This window comes from Enterococcus silesiacus (assembly GCF_001886225.1).
In the GTDB taxonomy this organism is placed as follows: Bacteria; Bacillota; Bacilli; order Lactobacillales; family Enterococcaceae; genus Enterococcus_L; species Enterococcus_L silesiacus.
Map to the genome: position 1 here is coordinate 37,778 of NZ_JXLC01000012.1, position 19,145 is coordinate 56,922.

At 38.6% G+C, this 19,145-nt stretch carries 17 protein-coding genes; 4 read left to right on the forward strand and 13 right to left on the reverse strand.

Annotated elements, in window-relative coordinates; translation table 11 throughout:
• Window positions 1–10 precede the first annotated feature (10 nt).
• From RV15_RS09560 to RV15_RS09570, 3 genes are all read right to left on the reverse strand, one after another.
• Window positions 11–1,417 (reverse strand): NCS2 family permease, encoded by a 1,407-nt coding sequence (locus tag RV15_RS09560; protein ID WP_071877828.1) that lies wholly within the window; start codon window positions 1,415–1,417, stop codon window positions 11–13.
• A gap of 285 nt (window positions 1,418–1,702) precedes the next feature.
• Complete coding sequence (locus RV15_RS09565; protein WP_071877829.1) at window positions 1,703–4,006, reverse strand: 5'-nucleotidase C-terminal domain-containing protein; 2,304 nt, start codon at window positions 4,004–4,006, stop codon at window positions 1,703–1,705.
• 68 nt (window positions 4,007–4,074) lie between these two features.
• Window positions 4,075–4,680 (reverse strand): DUF1361 domain-containing protein, encoded by a 606-nt coding sequence (locus RV15_RS09570; RefSeq protein ID WP_083429150.1) that lies wholly within the window; start codon window positions 4,678–4,680, stop codon window positions 4,075–4,077.
• A gap of 184 nt (window positions 4,681–4,864) precedes the next feature.
• On the opposite strand from RV15_RS09570, the gene RV15_RS09575 reads away from it, so the two are divergent.
• The 3 genes from RV15_RS09575 to RV15_RS09585 all read left to right on the forward strand — a co-directional run bounded on the left by RV15_RS09575 (window position 4,865) and on the right by RV15_RS09585 (window position 7,860).
• On the forward strand, window positions 4,865–5,674 hold the full coding sequence (locus RV15_RS09575; protein WP_071877831.1) for a Cof-type HAD-IIB family hydrolase: 810 nt from the start codon (window positions 4,865–4,867) through the stop codon (window positions 5,672–5,674).
• 133 nt (window positions 5,675–5,807) lie between these two features.
• Entirely contained in the window at window positions 5,808–7,121 is a 1,314-nt protein-coding gene (locus RV15_RS09580) for a putative DNA modification/repair radical SAM protein (RefSeq protein ID WP_071877832.1), read from the forward strand.
• Window positions 7,111–7,860 carry a TIGR03915 family putative DNA repair protein gene (locus RV15_RS09585; protein WP_071877833.1) on the forward strand — a complete coding sequence of 250 codons (750 nt, stop codon included), beginning with the start codon at window positions 7,111–7,113 and terminating at the stop codon, window positions 7,858–7,860. The genes RV15_RS09580 and RV15_RS09585 overlap by 11 nt, the downstream gene beginning before the upstream one ends.
• Before the next feature lie 11 nt (window positions 7,861–7,871).
• Here the strand turns inward: RV15_RS09585 and RV15_RS09590 are convergent, their stop codons facing one another.
• The 10 genes from RV15_RS09590 to purC all read right to left on the reverse strand — a co-directional run bounded on the left by RV15_RS09590 (window position 7,872) and on the right by purC (window position 18,408).
• Window positions 7,872–8,366: a type II toxin-antitoxin system Phd/YefM family antitoxin gene (locus RV15_RS09590; RefSeq protein ID WP_071877834.1), complete on the reverse strand. Its 495-nt coding sequence runs from the start codon at window positions 8,364–8,366 to the stop codon at window positions 7,872–7,874.
• A gap of 237 nt (window positions 8,367–8,603) precedes the next feature.
• Complete coding sequence (purD, locus tag RV15_RS09595) at window positions 8,604–9,872, reverse strand: phosphoribosylamine--glycine ligase (RefSeq protein WP_071877835.1); 1,269 nt, start codon at window positions 9,870–9,872, stop codon at window positions 8,604–8,606.
• 13 nt (window positions 9,873–9,885) lie between these two features.
• Window positions 9,886–11,427 carry a bifunctional phosphoribosylaminoimidazolecarboxamide formyltransferase/IMP cyclohydrolase gene (gene purH, locus RV15_RS09600; RefSeq protein ID WP_071877836.1) on the reverse strand — a complete coding sequence of 514 codons (1,542 nt, stop codon included), beginning with the start codon at window positions 11,425–11,427 and terminating at the stop codon, window positions 9,886–9,888.
• Window positions 11,424–12,008 (reverse strand): phosphoribosylglycinamide formyltransferase, encoded by a 585-nt coding sequence (purN, locus tag RV15_RS09605; protein ID WP_071877837.1) that lies wholly within the window; start codon window positions 12,006–12,008, stop codon window positions 11,424–11,426. The genes purH and purN overlap by 4 nt, the downstream gene beginning before the upstream one ends.
• A gap of 2 nt (window positions 12,009–12,010) precedes the next feature.
• On the reverse strand, window positions 12,011–13,051 hold the full coding sequence (purM, locus tag RV15_RS09610; protein WP_071877838.1) for a phosphoribosylformylglycinamidine cyclo-ligase: 1,041 nt from the start codon (window positions 13,049–13,051) through the stop codon (window positions 12,011–12,013).
• Window positions 13,052–13,094: 43 nt separating this feature from the next.
• Window positions 13,095–14,534, reverse strand: coding sequence for an amidophosphoribosyltransferase (gene purF, locus RV15_RS09615; RefSeq protein WP_071877839.1), 1,440 nt, complete (start codon window positions 14,532–14,534; stop codon window positions 13,095–13,097).
• Complete coding sequence (purL, locus tag RV15_RS09620; RefSeq protein WP_071877840.1) at window positions 14,519–16,741, reverse strand: phosphoribosylformylglycinamidine synthase subunit PurL; 2,223 nt, start codon at window positions 16,739–16,741, stop codon at window positions 14,519–14,521. The genes purF and purL overlap by 16 nt, the downstream gene beginning before the upstream one ends.
• Window positions 16,738–17,421, reverse strand: a complete 684-nt coding sequence (gene purQ / locus RV15_RS09625; RefSeq protein WP_071877841.1) for a phosphoribosylformylglycinamidine synthase subunit PurQ — start codon at window positions 17,419–17,421, stop codon at window positions 16,738–16,740. Before purQ ends, purL begins: the two co-directional genes overlap by 4 nt.
• Before the next feature lie 2 nt (window positions 17,422–17,423).
• Window positions 17,424–17,672 carry a phosphoribosylformylglycinamidine synthase subunit PurS gene (gene purS, locus RV15_RS09630; protein ID WP_071877842.1) on the reverse strand — a complete coding sequence of 83 codons (249 nt, stop codon included), beginning with the start codon at window positions 17,670–17,672 and terminating at the stop codon, window positions 17,424–17,426.
• Window positions 17,673–17,691: 19 nt separating this feature from the next.
• A complete protein-coding gene (purC, locus tag RV15_RS09635) occupies window positions 17,692–18,408 on the reverse strand; it encodes a phosphoribosylaminoimidazolesuccinocarboxamide synthase (protein WP_071877843.1) in 717 nt (238 codons plus the stop codon).
• A 306-nt stretch (window positions 18,409–18,714) separates the two neighbouring features.
• Between purC and RV15_RS09640 the strand changes: the two genes are divergently transcribed.
• Complete coding sequence (locus RV15_RS09640; protein WP_071877844.1) at window positions 18,715–19,101, forward strand: hypothetical protein; 387 nt, start codon at window positions 18,715–18,717, stop codon at window positions 19,099–19,101.
• Window positions 19,102–19,145: the final 44 nt, after the last annotated feature.

The window sequence follows — 19,145 nt, forward strand, 5'->3', positions numbered from 1 at the left end:
TCTGACGAACTTATAAGATGGCTAAGATAATAAAATTCAAAATAAATAACGCATTGACGACCCAAAGGATTGGGGAAACTTCATTGAACTTACCTTTTGCTACTTTTACGATCGCATAAAAGATAAAACCAGCTGCGATCCCATAAGAAATGCTATAGCATAATCCCATAAAAATCGATGCGAAGAAAGCAGGAACAGCTTCTTCTAAGTTTGTCCATTCAATGTCTTTAAATGAGGCTAACATCATCACACCTACAAGAATCAATGCCGGAGCCGTTGCTTGTGCTGGAACGATGGCAATTAGTGGTGAAAATAAACTACTTAAGGCAAATAAAGCGGCTACTACAACAGACGTCAAACCAGTTCGCCCACCAGCGCCAATTCCTGCGGCACTCTCTACATAAGTTGTTGTATTTGACGTTCCAAAAACAGCCCCAATCGATGTTGCAATCGCATCAGCAAACAGTGCTTTATCCATTTTTGTCGAAAACCCTTTACTATCTTCTAGAGCCAATTCATCTTCCTTAGAAAAAATACCTGTACGACGACCTGTACCGATAAACGTACCAATCGTATCAAATGTATCTGATAAACTAAACGCAATCACTGTCATTAAGACTTGCGGGATTTTTGAGGCATCACTAAACAACGACTGCATCCCGTCAGCTCCAAAAGCTGCACCAAAAGTTGTTCCTAATGCACCAATTGAGCTTCCCAAAGAATTTTCCTGCCAATTGATTGAAGATAAATGAACAACACCTAATGGAATAGCGATAATCGTAGTCGCTACGATCCCAATCAAAATCGCACCACGAACATTTAACACGACTAATACGGTTGTTAAAACTAGACCAATCACGGCCAATATAATTTCTGGATTGTTGAAATTTCCTAAAGCTGGAACAATACTATCTCCATTAACAACGCCATTTTTCGGCTCTGCTTGGACTGTAAAATCCAAAAGCTTAGCATTTTTGATTCCTACATAAGCCACAAAAATTCCAATACCACCGCCGATTGCATGTTGCATACTTTCCGGGATAGCTTTGATAATCAATTTGCGGATTTTAGTCACGGTAATCAAGACGTTGATCAAACCACAGATAAAGACCATCGCCAGTGCTTGCTGCCACGTATAACCTAAACCAAAGACAACAGTGAAGGTGAAAAAAGCGTTAAGCCCCATCCCTGGTGCCTGTGCATAGGGAACATTTGCAAAAAGCCCCATGATCAATGTTCCGATGATCGATGCAATAATTGTTGCTAAAAATACTGCCTGAAATGGCATGCCTGTTTGAGATAAAATTGACGGGTTTACAAATAAAATATAGCTCATTGCAAAAAATGTCGTTACCCCTGCCATCATTTCCGTTGAAATAGTTGTCTTGTTTTCTTTTAATTTGAAAAACTTTTCCATGAAATTGTTTCGCTCCTCTATACACCAAAATTTCACCAGGATAACTTAGTCCCCTTTTTAAAAATTTCCTTTTAAAAAGTCAAATTATTTAAAAAAATATAAGTGCTAGTTCCCTTTTCCTGATGAATACTTTTAAAGTATAGGTGAGAGTCGATATTATTTCAACAAATTATTAACTTTATCAACATTAATTCTTTTTAATGTTCGTGTTTAAACGCATCGACTTAACATACAAAAAAACTTTACAGCTACAAAATACCCCATGCAACTGTAAAGTATGATTTTCTACAAAAATTTTCTTTTTGATAACACAACGAAAGTAGCACTAATAACTGCTAATCCAAATAAAACGGTCGAAATTGATTGTTGTTCACCTGTTTTTGGTAATTCTTTTTTAGTTCCACTTTCAGAAAGATCTTTTGGTTTTGTTACTTCTGTCAGTACTTCTTTCTTAGGTAAAATCTCTATTTGAAAAACAGCTTTATTCCCTTGCAGATCGCTTACGATAGCTGTTAATAGCTTTTTCCCTTTGATTTTTAGTGAAGTGACATTAATCTTGATTCGACCTTCCGAATCAGCTTGTTCAACTAAATCTCCTTTGGGGTCTTCCAATGTCCTTGTCTTAGTCTCAGGTAATTCCCCATCATAAAGTACAATTGTTGCGTTTGGTAATGTAACCCCTCTTAAAAGCTCGTCATCTTCATACAACGGGTCAAATATAGTCGCTCTTTTAAGCGTTTCTTCCCCTTCACTTGGATCTGGCACTTGCGGATCGGTTGGTCGTAACGGGTCAACGAGCTTTTTACGATTCTCAACAGAGGCTGCAATCATTTTTCCAGCCGCTTCTTGGCTTTCGATATAGCCAATGAATGTCTCTGTATCAGGTTGAATCGCATTAACTAAGTTGGCTCCAGTAAAGGCTGAAAAACCATCACCACCACCAAATAAAAAGTCATTGATTACAACAAGATATGTCTGATCTGCCTGAATCGGTGTTCCGTCAGCTTTAAACATTTCATGCACTTTAAACGGTTGTTCCTTATCCTCAGTAGCTACATAAGTATAGTTCAGCCCAGAAATTTGTAAAAAGTACCGCTCTTCTTCATCGTACTGCTCATTTAATACTTGCTCGATTTGAGAGCCAGTCATTTCTACCACTTGCATGATATTCCCAAATGGCTGTACTGCTTGTGCAGCTCCCCAGGTAATATCTCGGTTTTCCTCAACTGCCAAATCAGCACGGATCCCGCCATTATTAGTCATAGCAAAATCAGCATTGATTCCTTGGGCCTTAGCCATGGCCACTTGACCATCTGTAATCAGATTTCCAAGTGGTGATTCCTTCGCTTCATTGACTTCTCTGGTAATCACGCCATTTTCTTTCGCTGTTCCGATTTTTTTATTCGTTACAGTCGCCACACGCTCTTCCGCATCTTTTACCGTTGCTTCAACGTTAGCATCCACTTTAGGAACATCTTTTGCAGCTGGATCAACTGGTAAAACGCTCGCTTTGGGTGTTTCAATAAAGTCCTTAGTTTCAGGATCAAGGATTCCTTGTAGATCAATATACCCTTTTCCCTGCGCTGTAGACTGGACAACCCTTGTTTTATTCACAACACCATTGGTATATTGATGATTATGTGCCGCAAAAAATGCATCTACGCTATTTTCAGGATAAATTTCATTGACCCTATCAATGATTTCGGCAGCTTCCCCATTGACTTTCTCTGCTTTACTAGTAGCCGGTATATGCGCTAACACGATGATTGCATTCACACCTTCTTCCTTTAGCTTACTAGAATAATAGGCAATCGTTTCAGCTTCATCTAAAAAGTCATATCCTTCGTAATGTTCTTTTAAAACTAAGTTTGGGATTTCTGTAGTGACGACACCGATAAACCCAACCTTGACTTTATTATTCGTCGGTCCTACTTCTTTGATTGTATAAGGTTTCCAGTTGAAAGGAATTTCTTCTGTTCCCTTTTTGACTACATTACCAATCACGATTTGAGTCTTTGATGCTTCTCGCGGGTAAGCCGTTAAGATACCATAGGGATCATTCAATGGCTTACCACCGATCATGATACGGTTAAACTCTTGGAGACCTTCATCAAATTCATGATTACCTAGTGTTCCAACAGAGAAATCCATCTGGTTCAACACTTTGATTGTCGGCTCATCTTGAAGTAAACCAGAGCTGGCCGGACTTGCGCCAACCATATCGCCAGCCTGCACACGTAATGTTTGAGCACCGTTATTTTTTAAGGCAAACTGTTCTTGCGCTCGATTTAAATACCCCGCCAATAAAGGGGCTGTTCCAGCGTTTGCGATTTTTTTTCCTTCATCATCAAAGAAAGATCCAGTCGTATTTAACGCACCATGAAAATCATTGATCCCTAAAATTTGGAATGGGATGTTTTCATTTTCTGATGATTGTTTATTCATTGTTTTAGCTTCGATCGGCAGATTGTTATTCTCTAATCCTCCAACCGTTTGCGCCTCTACAGCGTTACTAGTCCCAACTAACCCACTGCCTATTCCCCAAATAGTCAATAAAACAGTTAACAAAGAGCCTTGCCACTTTTTCATTCGTATAACTCCTCTTCAATTAATTACAAATACACTTAGCTAAATAGTAACGATTTTCTCACACACTGTCAATACAATTTTTCTTGTTTTTCAAGCGGTTCCAACCATCTTAAACCAATAATAGCAGCTAATAAAATAGCTTGTAGCATTGTAAACAACAAAATAAAGAATGACTTTTCCAATGACCAATTGAAAAAGATGGTTTTCAGCGTCTGGAGAGGCTTTGTAAATAAATGAATGCTATGTAAACGATCAAAACGCCCCACATAAATAGCCAAACTAGATAGAATATTAACAATCAAAAAAATCAAAAAACCTTGCCATTTTCTTTTCAACAAACGTCTTCGATATCCTTCATTGAGAACTGTAAATAAAGTCGCCATCCCTAAAAACCCGTAAACGCAAATTCCCACAGTTAATAAGCTAAAAGAAAGCCAAGCAGATAAAGATTGCTCAAATAGTCGGTTCATTCCTTGGTAAATCGATAATGTTTCTAAATGAAAAAAATCCGTGAATAAATACGGGGCATTTGGATAAAATAGTAACCAGAGTCCTGCTAGTATAAGAAACAATTGATTATTTCTTTGCTGAAAATGCAAACTAAGTTCAATCGGAAGATAGGCTAAAAAAACATTTAACGCCATAAATTGATAAGTCTTAGCAAAAAACAGCATATACACACAATAAAGTAGAGTCCCTATTCGGATCGACCAACGTAACGTAAGATTCACATTTTTCACCGCCTTTTTCATTATAGTGTATCATAAAGAAATTTCTTTCTAAAATTTTCTTGAAAACTTGTCATTCTGCTATTTTATGCTAGACTAAGTTAAAGAAAACTTTCCGGGAGGAACGATTTTGAAAAAATTAATTGCAATCGACTTAGATGGTACCACTTTAAATGCACAATCACTCATTACTGAAACAACTGAAAAAGCGCTGAAAAAAGCAATGGCGCACGGGCACTACGTCAGTATCGTGACTGGACGCCCTTATCGAATGAGCGGTCAATTCTACCGCCAATTAGGCTTAGCAACACCCATGGTCAATTTTAATGGTGCACTTGTTCATATGCCTGAAAAACAATGGGCAGATGAAAAAGAAACTGGAATACAACGAGACTTAGTTTTTGATATTTTGGCTCAAAAGAAAGCCTTGAATCTTGATTTTGTCGCTGCTGAAAATAAAGAGACATTTTACATTGATACTTTGGATTACTTTGATTCGGCATTCTTTGCCTCTGAAGCTACACCAAGCAATCTTTTAACTGCTAAAAATTTGATTACGGACCCAACATCAATGATGGTCCGGACTTCAAAAGATCAAGCAGCACTCGTATCTGACTCTTTAATGAAGCAATATGGAGAGTATGTAGATGTTAGAACTTGGGGTGGACCTACCCCCATTTTGGAAATCGTCTCTAAAGGGATACAAAAAGCCAAAGGTGTGGAGCAAGTCGCTAAGTATTTAGATGTAAAGCGTTCAGATATTATTGCATTTGGCGATGAACATAACGATGAAGAAATGTTAGATTACGTTGGTTGGGGCGTTGCTATGAAAAACGCGACTGATAAGATCAAATCCGTCGCTAATGACGTTACTGACAAAAACAATGATGAAGACGGCTTAGCCGATTATCTAGAACGGTATTTAGAGTTAAATGATTAGTAAGTTTTTAATGACTGGAACAAAGCCTTGTGCTTTATTCCAGTCATTTTTATTTTGCACCTTTGACAAAACTAAAAGCTCTTGTTAAAATAAGAACATACGTTCTGTTTTTATTTAGAAATGAGGGATTGGAATGGATTTGTCTAGAAAGATAGAAATTCTTGCTGAGTCAGCAAAGTATGATGTTTCATGTTCTAGTAGTGGTGTGATGAATAACACGCGAAAAGGCTCGATTGGCAGTACTGCAACAGCTGGAATCTGCCATTCCTTCACAAGTGACGGACGTTGTGTTTCTCTGTTAAAACTATTATTCACAAATGCTTGTATCTTTGATTGTCATTACTGCATCAATCGAAAATCCAATGCCATCCCTCGAGCGACGTTCACGCCACAAGAAGTTGCTGATTTAACGATGGATTTTTATATGAGAAATTACATTGAGGGTCTTTTCCTAAGTTCTGCTATTATAAAAAATGTCGACTATACTAGCGAATTGTTGATTAAAACATTAAAAATTTTACGTTACGAAAAAGCCTTCAAAGGCTATATCCACGTTAAAGCAATTCCAGGGGCTGATGAAAAACTGATTGAAGAACTTGGTTTTTTAGCTGATCGAATGAGCGTCAACGTAGAATTACCTTCAAGAGAAAGTCTCAAACTTTTAGCTCCTGATAAAGATCCCTTAGCACTGTATAAGCCAATGAAGCAAATTACCCACAAGAAAAAAGAAATGGCTCAAGTTCCTGCTTTGCGAAACAGCGCTGCCTTTGTTCCTGCTGGTCAGTCAACTCAAATGATTATTGGCGCTTCTCCGGAAAGCGATCATTCAATCGTTAAAATCGCTGAAAAGCTTTATCAGCAGTATGAATTAAAACGAGTCTATTATTCTGCTTATATTCCTGTAAATCATGATTCCTTGCTACCTGCAATCACAACTGATCCTCCCTTATTAAGAGAGCATCGGTTATATCAAGCAGATTGGCTATTGCGATTTTATCGTTTTTCTGCTGATGAAATTTTATCTGAAGATAAGCCTAATTTCAATTTATATCTAGATCCCAAAGCCAACTGGGCTGTTCAACATTACGAGCAATTTCCTGTCGATGTCCAATCTGCATCGTATGAACAATTATTGCGAATTCCTGGTATCGGTCCTAAAAGTGCCCAAAATATTTTAAAAGCTAGAAAATATTATCAGTTGCATTTATCTGATTTAAAGAAACTAGGAGTCGTTATCAAACGAGCACAATATTTTGTCAGCTGCAACGGTATTACCCAACCTGGATTGGTCAATGATCCTGAGTGGGTGATTTCTTCTTTGATATCATCTAAACAATATGAAACGTTAAAAAAAGCAAATAGCCAACCACTGCACGAGCAATTATCTTTATTTGATGTAGAACGCTTTGAAACAATTAAACGAAAGGAAGCTCGTCATGCTCATTGAAAAAACAACTGAGATTTGGGAATATGATGGAACCTATTATGGCTTTTTAACCCTTGTTTATTTTGCATTCAAAAAAAGACAGTTTCCTGAGGTCATCTTGACACAGGAAACTGCTGTAGAAAATTTATTTTTTAGTCATTGGATCAACACTGATGAGGCTTTAGCAAAAAAAATGCAACAACGTCTAACTCAACGGCTTAGAAAAGAAAATACTCAGTTTATTCTGGATGGGTTTTATTGTTCCCTAAAAGAAAAAGATCGTTGCTTGTTGGATGCTATCCAAATCAGTTTAAATACCGATGATTTAATCATCAATCATCTTGGTCATCCATCTATTCTAGCATTACATAATTCTTTGAAGGCTTTATTTAGTGAAGTCCATCAATTTACAGGTTTTGTGCGCTTTGAATACGTTGGAACATTGCTGTATAGTAAAATCGCCCCAAAACACTTTTCATTACCATATTTATGCCCTCATTTTGCCCAACGCTATTCGCGAGAAACGCTCATGATTTACGATGAGACACATCGGTTATTAGGAATTATAGAGAAAGGGCAAATCCGCTTTATTGAAGACTGTGAAGTACCAACATTCAATAAAGAAAATAGTGAACAGGCCGTCCAAGAAAATTGGCGGAAGTTTCTTCAAGCTGCTACCATTAAGGAAAGGAAAAATGAGCAAGCACAGCTTTCCCATTTACCAAAACGTTATCGCAACCATATGATCGATTTTTATTGATTGCTTGATCGTTAGTCTATTCTAAGATGAATTTTTTTTACAATAAGTTTATCTGATAGATGAGACTGGTTGCTTTGTTCGCCAATTACTTCAGCTAAAATGTTAGTCCGATCTTCTTTTTTCTGAAATTGATAGTCGATCTTCCCAGTTTCATTTAGCTCATTCATCATTTCACTATAATCGTCTGTCTTGATTTTTCTGGTAACAAACCCCAATGATACCAATTGATCATCTAAATTTTTAGTAGAGATCAATGAACCGAAAGCAATTTTTTGGCGAATTGCCTGATTTAATTGCGTTATCTTTAGATCTTGTCCTTGCTCATTCGTCTTTTTCTTGACTAGTCTTTCATATTGTTCTGCAGTCAACATTACTCCAGCAACCTTATTTCTGTTGTAAATATACGCACCAGTCTTTTTTTCTTTGGCTGTTTCAAAAATGGTCATCGGAGACTGCTTCACATCTGTAATTGAAAATATAAGATCTTCTTTAACTTTGTTATCCATTGGTCAACTCCCCTTCCAAATGATTATATCATACAGATTTATCGTGTGAAGGGCTTTTTAGAATTATCAGAATTTCGTTAATATCATTCATGATTTTTTATTTTTCTTTGTTATAATAAAAAGATGTGGTGACCGCATGACAAAGAAAAAAGATCTTTAATTTATGATACACTACTTCAAATATCTGATTCTTCATTATTTATCAGGCAAAACTAAATGAAGAATCATGCTTCTCATTTAGTCGATTATCCCCTTGAAGCCAATGTCTTTTCGATAAAATGTACCCGCTGTGTCCGCTTTATCTAAAAGTCTGTACACAGCTTTTTGTGCTTCACGCAATGTTTTACCACTTGCTTCTACAAGATAAATACGCCCACCAGTTGAAACCAACTGATCTTCATGTCCTTTCACTCCAGCATAATAAATATGCGCTGTATTTAAGTCAGAAAAATTAGGAATTTGATGTCCTTTTTCATAAGCATCAGGATAGCCCGCTGCCGCGACGACAACGCCTAAACTATAGCCTTCTTTTTTCCATTCAACTTTTGGCTGCCGTCCGTTCAGTAAATCATCAACAATTTCAGCAAAGTCGCTTTCTAAACGTTGTAAAACAACTTGGGTCTCTGGATCACCAAATCGAGCATTAAACTCAATTACTTTAGGTCCCTGTTCGGTCGCAATCAAACCAGTATATAAGATCCCTGTAAACGACCTTCCTTCAGCTGCCAAACCTCGGACTGTCGGCTTCACGATCGTTTCAATTGCGTCGTTAACCATTTCATCAGGAATTTGAGGTACCGGAGCATAAGCACCCATTCCACCAGTATTTGGTCCCCTATCTCCTTCATATGCCTGTTTATGATCTTGAGCTATTACCATTGGATAGACTTCTTGTTCTCTTACAAAAGCCAATAAGGAGAATTCTTCTCCACTAAGAAACTCTTCGATCACTACTTTTGCACCGCTTGCCCCGAATTTATTATGTTCAAGCATATCTTTTAATGCTGCAAGCGCTGATTCAACGTCCTGCGCTACAATAACCCCTTTACCAGCTGCCAAACCATCTGCTTTAATAACAATCGGTGTGCCTTTTTCAAGTACATAGGCCTTTGCCTCTTCATAATTAGTAAAAGTCCGATGATCTGCTGTAGGAATCTCATAGTTGTTCATTAATTCTTTAGCAAAATCTTTTGACCCTTCAATTAATGCGGCGGCTTTCAAAGGACCAAATGCCAGTAAGCCCGCCGCAGTAAAATCATCAATAATCCCATTCAATAATGGCTGTTCAGGTCCAACAAACGTCCAATCGATCGCATTTTCCTTAGCAAATTTAATCAATTCAGGATGGTCATCTTCCACAATATCTACCAACTGAATCCCCTCTTTTTTCATCCCAGCATTTCCTTTAGCACAAAAAACTGTCGTTACTTTAGGACTCTGAATCAGTTTTTGGGCAATTGCGTGTTCTCTGCCGCCGCTTCCAATGACTAAAATTGTTAATCCCATCAAATTCTCCTTTTTAATGTCTAAAGTGTCTGATCTTTGTAAACACCATGGCGATACCGTATTGATCTGCCATGTCGATTGATTCTTGGTCTTTGATACTACCTCCTGGTTGCACGATCGCCTTGATTCCATGCTTGCCAGCATATTCCACACTATCTCCCATCGGGAAAAAAGCATCGCTAGCTAAGACAGTTCCGTCAAGTACTTTACCAGCTTGCTCTATTGCTATTTGGACTGAACCAACCCGATTCATTTGTCCAGCACCAATGCCTAATGTTTGGTGAGCATTTGCTACAACGATGGCATTACTTTTTACATGCTTGACTGTTTTCCAGGCGAATTCCAACGCTGCCAGTTCCTCACTTGTTGGTTGTCTCTTCGTTACAACCTGCCAGTCTTGTGTGTGTTCTTTTACAAGATCCTGATGTTGAATCAGTAGTCCACCTAAGACAGAAACTTTTTCATCTTCCACAGCTTGTTCTTTTTGAGTAAAATCCAATGTCATCAAGCGTAGATTTTTTTTACTACTTAATAATTCAAATGCTTCTTTTGAAAAACTTGGGGCAATGATAATTTCGAGAAATAGTTCATGCATTTTTTTAGCAGTCTGCCCATCAACTTCACGGTTCAAAACAATGATCCCACCAAAAATTGAAACTGGATCTGCTGCATAGGCATATTGATAAGCCTCATTGATTGTTTCACCAATTCCGATTCCGCAGGGATTCATATGCTTAACAGCTACCACAGCTGGCTGATCAAATTCTCTGGAAATCCGAATCGCCGCATCAGCATCTTTGATGTTATTATAAGATAATTCTTTTCCATGTAGCTGTTTCGCACTGGCAATTGAAAAAGAGACCGGCAACGCGTCTTGGTAAAAGGCTGCACGTTGATGACTATTTTCTCCATATCGTAACACTTGCTTCAGATCATAAGTGAGCGTTAGTGATTCAGGTTCTTTTTCATCCACGGCATCCGTTAAATAGCCTGCAATCAAAGCATCGTATGCTGCAGTATGGCGAAAGACCTTGGCTGCAAGTTTTTGTCTGCTTTCTAAAGTCGTCTCACCAGCGTTAGAAAGCTCTGACAGCACAAGATCATAATCATTAGGATCAACAACAACTGTCACAAATTGGTGATTTTTGGCAGCACTTCTTAACATACTTGGTCCACCGATATCAATATTTTCAATGGCCTGATCTTGCGTTACATCAGCTTTCAAAATCGTTTCTTTAAAGGGGTATAGATTCACACAAACAAAATCGATTGGTTGAATACCATAGGTTTCCATCGCTTCCACATGTGCACTCAAATCTCGACGTCCCAACAATCCGCCATGAATTTTTGGGTGCAGCGTTTTGACCCGCCCATCCATCATCTCTGGAAAATCTGTAACCTCTTCAATGGAAATAGTTGGAATACCAGCTTGCTCAAGAGCAGCTTTCGTGCCTCCAGTAGAAATAATTTCTATTCCTTGATCCGCTAATCCTTTAGCAAAATCAGTAACGCCTGTTTTATCCGAAACACTGATCAACGCTCTTTTTTTTATCATGAATGACTCTCTCCCTGCTGATTTTTAATAAGTTTTGCTAAGACATTTGGATATAGTTTATGCTCTACTTTATGGATTTTTTTCTCTAAAGAATCCAGGCTGTCTGTTTCTTTGATCTCTACTTTTTCTTGGGCTATGATCGGTCCCGTATCAACACCATCATCTACATAATGGATGGTCACACCTGTTTCAGAAACATTTGCAGAAAACGCATCTCTGATACCATGCAAACCAGGAAAATTCGGTAACAGTGAGGGATGGATATTGATCATGCGATTTGAAAATACTTCCAGCAAAGTCGGGCCGATAATTCGCATGTATCCTGCCAAAATGACTAAGTCAATCTGCTCTTCCTCAAGTAAATGAAGAATTTCTGCTTCATACATCGCTTTTGAGGCAAAATCATTTGGCGAAAAAGAAATCACCGGAATCAACATTGATTTTGCTCGTTGAACAACATAGGCATCTTTTTTATCACAAAACAGTAACGTAATTTCTGCATCGATTATTCCTGCTGCTACGGCTTCAGCAATTGCTTGAAAGTTGCTGCCGTTCCCTGAGGCAAATACCGCTAGTTTCATTGTTACACCTCTTTAAAAACAATCGCTTGTTTCTCCTTGGTCGTAACTCTTCCAATCACATAACTTGGTTCGTTAAGTTCACTTAAGATCGTCTGTACATCAGCAACTTTATCAGGAGAAATAGACAAAACCATGCCAATGCCCATATTAAAAATCTCATACATTTCCATTTTAGGAATTTGACCATACTTTTCTAATGCTGTAAAAATCGGCAACGACGGCCAAGTTCCAAGGTAAATTTCCGCAGATAAGTCTTGCGGCAACATTCGAGGAATATTCTCTACAAAACCACCACCAGTAATGTGAGCAATACCGTTCACTAGTTCCTGTTTTACTAGCGGTAGTATCGTTTTTACATAGATTTTAGTTGGGGTTAAAAGTTCAGTTCCTAAGTTTTTTTCGTTTAGCTCCGGAAGAACACTTTCTCCAGTTAGCTGATGCGTTTCAAAGAAAATTTTTCGGACTAACGAGTAACCATTTGAATGAATACCACTAGAAGATAATCCAATCAAGACGTCTCCTTTTTGAATCGCATTTCCAGTGATCAACTGACTTTTTTCAGCAATACCAACAGCAAATCCAGCTAGATCATATTCATTCTCATTATACATTCCCGGCATTTCAGCGGTTTCACCGCCAATCAAAGCAGCTCCAGCTTGTATGCAGCCCTCAGCTATCCCTGCAACGACTTGTTCCAAACGGTCAGGTTGATTCTTCCCGGTGGCAATATAATCTAGAAAATACAGCGGCTCAGCACCTTGAGCAACGATATCATTCACGCACATTGCCACGCAATCGATTCCTATCGTATCATGTTTATTTTCTTGAAAGGCAACCATCAATTTAGTCCCAACCCCATCTGTTCCCGAAATTAAGACAGGTTCCTTCACTTCCACCGTACTTAAATCAAAGCAACCGCCAAAACCGCCAAGTGTTCCCATCACACCTAGACGTTCTGTTTTTTTCACATGCTTTTTGATTCTATCGACTACTTCATAGCCAGCTTCAACATCTACACCAGCTCTTGCATAGGCATTTGCCACTCAAGTTCCTCCTAACTATTATCAAAAATAAATCTACGTTTTTTTAAGCGAAACTACTTTTTTCTTTCAACGAGGCTCTGTATTTCTCTTCATAATCATATAATGGTGTTGGGTAATCACCATTGAAATAGGCCATACACAAGCCAGAATATGGCGCATCGTACGTCAGTCCGATGGCATCGATCAAGCCTTGCTCACTCAAAAAGCATAAGGAATCAGCCGTAATCAACTGCTCAATTTCAGATACTGAATGATTCGCTGCGATCAATTCTTTTCTCGTCTGAATATCGATGCCATAAAAACAAGGAAATCTTAATGGCGGCGAAGCAATTCTAACATGAACTTCTTTTGCACCTGCTTCTTTAAGTAGTTCAACGATGCGGCGGCTTGTCGTTCCCCGAACTAACGAATCATCAACCATGATCACTCTTTTTCCTTCTACTACACCACGGACAGCCGAAAGTTTCATTCTAACACCTTGTTCTCGCAGCTCTTGCGTGGGTTGGATAAACGTGCGCGCAATATACTGATTTTTCACTAAACCCATTTCATATGGAATACCACTAGCCTCAGCATAGCCGCTTGCAGCTGAAAGGGAAGAATTAGGGACGCCAACAACCATATCTGCTTCGATCGGTGCTTCTTGTGCCAAACGTTTGCCCATATTTTTGCGTGCAGTGTGAACGTTCACGCCAGCTATATTGGAATCTGGTCTAGCAAAATAAATATATTCCATTGAGCAAATCGCATATTGTGTGTCGTCTGTATAGGTTTCTACTTTGTACCCAGAATCATCGATGATGATCACCTCTCCTGGTCCTACATCGCGAACAAAAGTAGCACCAATCACTTCTAGTGCACAGGTTTCGCTGGCAATCACATACGCCCCATTTTTCATTTGACCAATCGATAACGGTCGAAAAGCATTAGGATCCAATGCTGCGATCATTGCAGTCTCAGTCATCAATAAGTAAGCAAAACCACCTTTGACTGTTCGTAAGCTTTCTTTCAGACACTCGATGAACGTCGGCTGTTTGCTACGGCGAATCAAATGCATCAAAATCTCAGTATCCGAGTTTGAATGAAAAATTGCTCCGTCTTGTTCTAATTCGTTTCTTAGGCTTTTGGCGTTGGTTAAATTGCCATTATGCGCCAAACCACAGGCACCATCATAAAATTTAAACAAAAATGGCTGAATATTATCCACACTACCGTTTCCAGCGGTTGCGTAGCGAACATGCCCGATGGCAGAACTTCCGCTCAACGACCTTAAAGAACGATCATCTTTAAACACCTCAGAAAGCAAACCTAGCCCCCGATAACCATTTAATTTTCCGTTATGATTCGAGACAATCCCAGCACCTTCTTGCCCTCGATGTTGTAAACTATGCAACCCAAAGTAAGTTACACGAGCTGCATCTTGATGTCCCCAGATACCAAAAATACCACATTCCTCATTTAAACTTTTCACTTCATAAGACATGGAATCGCTTCCTCCCACAACGCTTTGGCTGTTTGTGTCAACACTTCGATTTTTTGATTGTTCATTTGTATACTAATCGTTCCGTCATCCGTTACTTTCCCAATAAACTGTGCCCGACCATCGACCATTTCTTCAAACTTTTCCTGATTTTCTGGTTTGATCGACACAACGAATCTAGACTGGGTTTCAGAAAAGAGCAGAACTACAGGCATATCCAACACTGCATCGATACCTAAACCATTTTTAAAGACTGATTCAGCCAAAGCAACACCTAAACCACCGTCAGAACAATCATGGGCACTTTCGATTAAACTCGCTCTGATTGCAGCTAACATCAATTGCTGAATGTCCTTTTCAATCGCTAAGTCAAAATCCATTAATTTTCCTTCAATCAAGCCAAGGGTCATCTTTTGTAGCTCACTACCATTAAAATCCGCTTTTGTTTCTCCTAAGACATAAATTAGATCCCCGCTATTTTTAAAATCTTGTGTTGTAATATCCGCTAAATCATCGATCAAGCCTACCATTCCAATCACTGGGGTCGGATAAATGGCTTGTCCATTTGTTTCATTATATAAAGATACATTTCCCGAAATCACTGGAGTCTCCAAAACTTCACACGCCTTAGCAATTCCGTCAGCCGAAGTCCAAAGCTCCCAGAATACCTCTGGTTTATCTGGCGAGCCATAGTTTAAACAATCTGTAATCGCCAAAGGCTGACCACCGCTAGCGACAATATTTCTTGCGGCTTCCGCTACTGCGATTTGCCCGCCAATTTCCGGATTCAAATACAGATAACGTGCATTACAATCTGTCGTCATCGCTAAAGCTTTTTTTGTCCCCCGGATCCGCAAAACAGCAGCATCACTCCCTGAGGCAACCACTGTATTTGTCCGCACTTGGGAATCATACGTCTCATAAATCATTTTTTTAGAAGCGATCGTCGGACACTGAAGCAATTGTAATAAGGTTTTTGTGCCATCAACTATTTCAGGTTGAAAATCTGCTAGTGCTTCAAATTTTTTCATTCTGGCTGGCTCTTGACGTTCTTTAGTATAGACCGGTGCATCTTCTGCTAGAGCATCAACTGGTAAATTAGCTACTTCTATACCGTGATGATTCAAACGATACAATCCATCATCCGTAACTTTCCCAATCGTCACAGCATCTAATTCATATCTTTGAAACAATGCGACCACTTCTGCTTCATGTCCTTTTTTCACACAAATCAGCATCCGTTCCTGAGATTCCGAGAGCATCATTTCATAAGGTGTCATTCCACTTTCCCGCTGAGGAACATCATCCAAATCTAAAATCAAACCAGAACCTGCTTTTGAGGCCATTTCTGCACTTGAAGAGACCAATCCTGCGGCACCCATATCCTGAATTCCAACTAAAATATCTGAATGCTCTAAGATCAATTCCAAACACGCTTCCAGCAATAATTTTTCCATAAATGGATCGCCCACCTGCACGGCCGATCGTTGCTGCTCCTCACCTTCAACAAATTCCTCAGAAGCAAATGTTGCACCATGAATCCCGTCGCGTCCTGTTTTCGCACCGACATACATGATGGCGTTACCGACTCCTTTAGCTTGACCTTTTTGAATATCTTTATGATCGATCAGTCCAACACACATTGCATTTACTAGTGGATTCCCTTCATAACACGGATCAAACGCTACTTCACCGCCAACCGTTGGAATCCCAATACAGTTTCCATAGCCACTGATACCGGCTACCACTTCTTCTAAAAGATATTTTGTCCGTTCATTGTCCAGCTCCCCAAAGCGTAATGAATCTAAAATCGCGATTGGTCTTGCCCCCATACTAAAAATATCGCGAATGATTCCACCAACCCCTGTAGCAGCTCCTTCATATGGTTCAACTGCCGAGGGATGATTATGACTTTCCGCTTTGAAAACAACGGCCTGTCCATCTCCAATATCAACGATTCCTGCGCCTTCACCTGGTCCTTGCAAAACGTTTGGCCCTGTCACTGGAAATTTTCTTAAGACTGGCTTTGAATTCTTATAAGAACAATGTTCACTCCACATCACGGAAAATAATCCTGTCTCAGTATAATTAGGCATGCGTCCTAAAATAGTTTCTTCGATCAGCTGATATTCTTCGTCAGTCAAGCCCCATTCGGCATAAATTCGTTGATTTTTGATTTCCTGAGGTGTTGGCTCTTTCACTTTCATCATACGTTTTCCCTAACCTCTCTATAATTTTTAACGATCGATTGGAAAAAGCGCAAACCATCGTCTGAACCTAACAAGCTTTCTACAGCACGCTCCGGATGCGGCATCATACCTAAGACATTCCCTTTTTCATTGATGATTCCTGCAATATTCGCCACACTTCCATTAGGATTCTCATCAGCATAAGTAAAGACAATCTGATTATTCGCCTCTAAGTGTGCAAGCGTTGCTTCATCACAATAATAATTGCCTTCTCCATGCGCAATAGGTAACTTAATCATTTCATTTTTTTGATATTCTGAGGTAAAGTCAGTCTGATTATTGACTACTTTTAGTTGAACTGTTTTACACACAAAATGAAGCGATTCGTTCCGCAGTAAAGCTCCTGGCAAAAGGCCTGTTTCCGTTAGTATTTGAAATCCATTACACGTCCCAAAAACCGGTTTCCCTTCGTCAGCAAAGCGGATGACCTCACGGATGATTTTTGAAAAACGAGCAATAGCACCACACCGAAGATAATCGCCATAAGAAAATCCCCCTGGGATCAACACGCCATCAAAGCCAGCTAAACTATCTGCATCATGACGAACATACTCAGCATCGACCTTTAATACATTTTTAACCGCCCATAAAAGATCCATATCACAATTTGATCCTGGAAAAACAATCACTGCAAACTTCATGCTCAAGCTTCCTCCTCGATTTCATACCGATATGTTTCCATATTAACGTTAGCCAGCAATTTATCACAAATTTCCTCAATCATTAATTCAATAGGTCTCTGTGTTTTTCTTACCTTTATTTCGAAATACTTACCAATCCGGATTTCATCGATTTCGCCAAAGCCGAGACGGTGAACCGCTCCTTTAACAGCTTCACCTTGAGGATCTAATACAGAATCTTTGTACGTAACATATACTTTTACATTATACATAATCGCCGCTCCTTTATTTTTAGTGTAATGCTTGTTCTAGGCGTTCGAGAACTTCTTGGTAGACCGGTACAATATCACCCAAATTTCTACGATAAACATCTTTATCTAAATGTTCATTTGTTTGTTTATCCCACAAACGACAAGTATCTGGTGTGATTTCATCAGCTAATAAAATAGTTCCGTCTCCACGTCGACCAAATTCTATTTTAAAATCAATCAAACGAATGCCGATTGTTTCAAATAAATCGATCAAAATCAGATTAATTTGATGCGCTTTCTGTTTTATGAATTCAATTTCTTGATTTGTTGCGATTTCTAAAATTTTAACATGATCGTCATTAATAAACGGATCATCAAGTGGATCATCTTTATAGTAAAATTCTAGAATGGGAAACGCCAACGGCCGTCCTTCTGGTATCTCAAGTCGTTTGGCAAAGCTTCCTGCTGAAACATTTCTAATCACAACTTCCAAAGGAATAATGTCAAGTGCTTCTACTAATTGTTCGTGTTTTGACACTATTTTAATTAAGTGATTCTGAAGGCCTTTTTTCTTTAAATGTTCAAAAATCAACACTGTAATCTCATTATTCAATTCAGCTTTGCCCTTTACAGTATCCTTCCTAATACCATTCAACGCAGTAGCTTGATCCAAATATTCAACTCTCAGTATGTTTGAGTCATCTGTTTTAAACAATCGCTTTGCTTTCCCTTCGTATAATAAGGTATTCTTTCCCACTACTACAAACACTCCTTTTCACGTATATTAAATACAAACCATCGAACATAGTTCGTGTTTCATCTTGTTTACAGTTTAACAAGATTCAATCTCTCAGTCAATTTTTTATTAACTATATCATCTAAAAACAACAATAATGTTCGTGTTTTAAAAATGTATCCAGAAATAGTATCCAATAGATTAAAAAGAGCTTGTAAGCATTTACAACAACAGAGAAAAATGATATGCTAATCAAGAAGAGAACTTTAGAAAATTCACTTTATTTTTAATGTAATTAGTGAAGATTTTTTAGGAGGGAACACAAGAATGACTAGCGATTATGACAGTTTAGCTCAGGAGTTTTTGGCAGGATTAATACCAGAAGAAAGAACAAGATTATACAATGATTTACTTGCTTTAGAAGATGTCCACAAATTAAATCAGCATAGTTCTTACTACACATTCAAAAATTTGAAACGCGCGGTACATCGTCATTCAGAAAGACGTAAACGAACATTTCGCTATATGAATAACTTAAGCAACGAGTTAGTTATCCATCAAATCCATGAGCAGCATTTCTTTAAAAACAACTATTGTATTCATGTCTATTTCAATGCAACCGAATATAGTTATGTTTTTATTGACCAGTTACTCGCTCATTTGAAAGCTCCAGCCACTTCACCATTACGGAGTTTTCAAGAAATTACAGTTTAAATTAATTACACCATTTAAAAATCTTAGTGAGGACTCATAGAGTT

Excerpts from the sequence above, each read along its gene's own strand:
- RV15_RS09560 (WP_071877828.1), bottom strand. The coding sequence starts at position 1,417 with ATGGAAAAGTTTTTCAAATTAAAAGAAAACAAGACAACTATTTCAACG.
- RV15_RS09565 (WP_071877829.1), bottom strand. The coding sequence starts at position 4,006 with ATGAAAAAGTGGCAAGGCTCTTTGTTAACTGTTTTATTGACTATTTGG.
- RV15_RS09570 (WP_083429150.1), bottom strand. The coding sequence starts at position 4,680 with ATGCTGTTTTTTGCTAAGACTTATCAATTTATGGCGTTAAATGTTTTT.
- RV15_RS09580 (WP_071877832.1), top strand. The coding sequence starts at position 5,808 with ATGGATTTGTCTAGAAAGATAGAAATTCTTGCTGAGTCAGCAAAGTAT.
- RV15_RS09585 (WP_071877833.1), top strand. The coding sequence starts at position 7,111 with ATGCTCATTGAAAAAACAACTGAGATTTGGGAATATGATGGAACCTAT.
- RV15_RS09590 (WP_071877834.1), bottom strand. The coding sequence starts at position 8,366 with ATGGATAACAAAGTTAAAGAAGATCTTATATTTTCAATTACAGATGTG.
- purD (WP_071877835.1), bottom strand. The coding sequence starts at position 9,872 with ATGGGATTAACAATTTTAGTCATTGGAAGCGGCGGCAGAGAACACGCA.
- purH (WP_071877836.1), bottom strand. The coding sequence starts at position 11,427 with ATGATAAAAAAAAGAGCGTTGATCAGTGTTTCGGATAAAACAGGCGTT.
- purN (WP_071877837.1), bottom strand. The coding sequence starts at position 12,008 with ATGAAACTAGCGGTATTTGCCTCAGGGAACGGCAGCAACTTTCAAGCA.
- purF (WP_071877839.1), bottom strand. The coding sequence starts at position 14,534 with ATGTCTTATGAAGTGAAAAGTTTAAATGAGGAATGTGGTATTTTTGGT.
- purL (WP_071877840.1), bottom strand. The coding sequence starts at position 16,741 with ATGATGAAAGTGAAAGAGCCAACACCTCAGGAAATCAAAAATCAACGA.
- purQ (WP_071877841.1), bottom strand. The coding sequence starts at position 17,421 with ATGAAGTTTGCAGTGATTGTTTTTCCAGGATCAAATTGTGATATGGAT.
- purS (WP_071877842.1), bottom strand. The coding sequence starts at position 17,672 with ATGTATAATGTAAAAGTATATGTTACGTACAAAGATTCTGTATTAGAT.
- RV15_RS09640 (WP_071877844.1), top strand. The coding sequence starts at position 18,715 with ATGACTAGCGATTATGACAGTTTAGCTCAGGAGTTTTTGGCAGGATTA.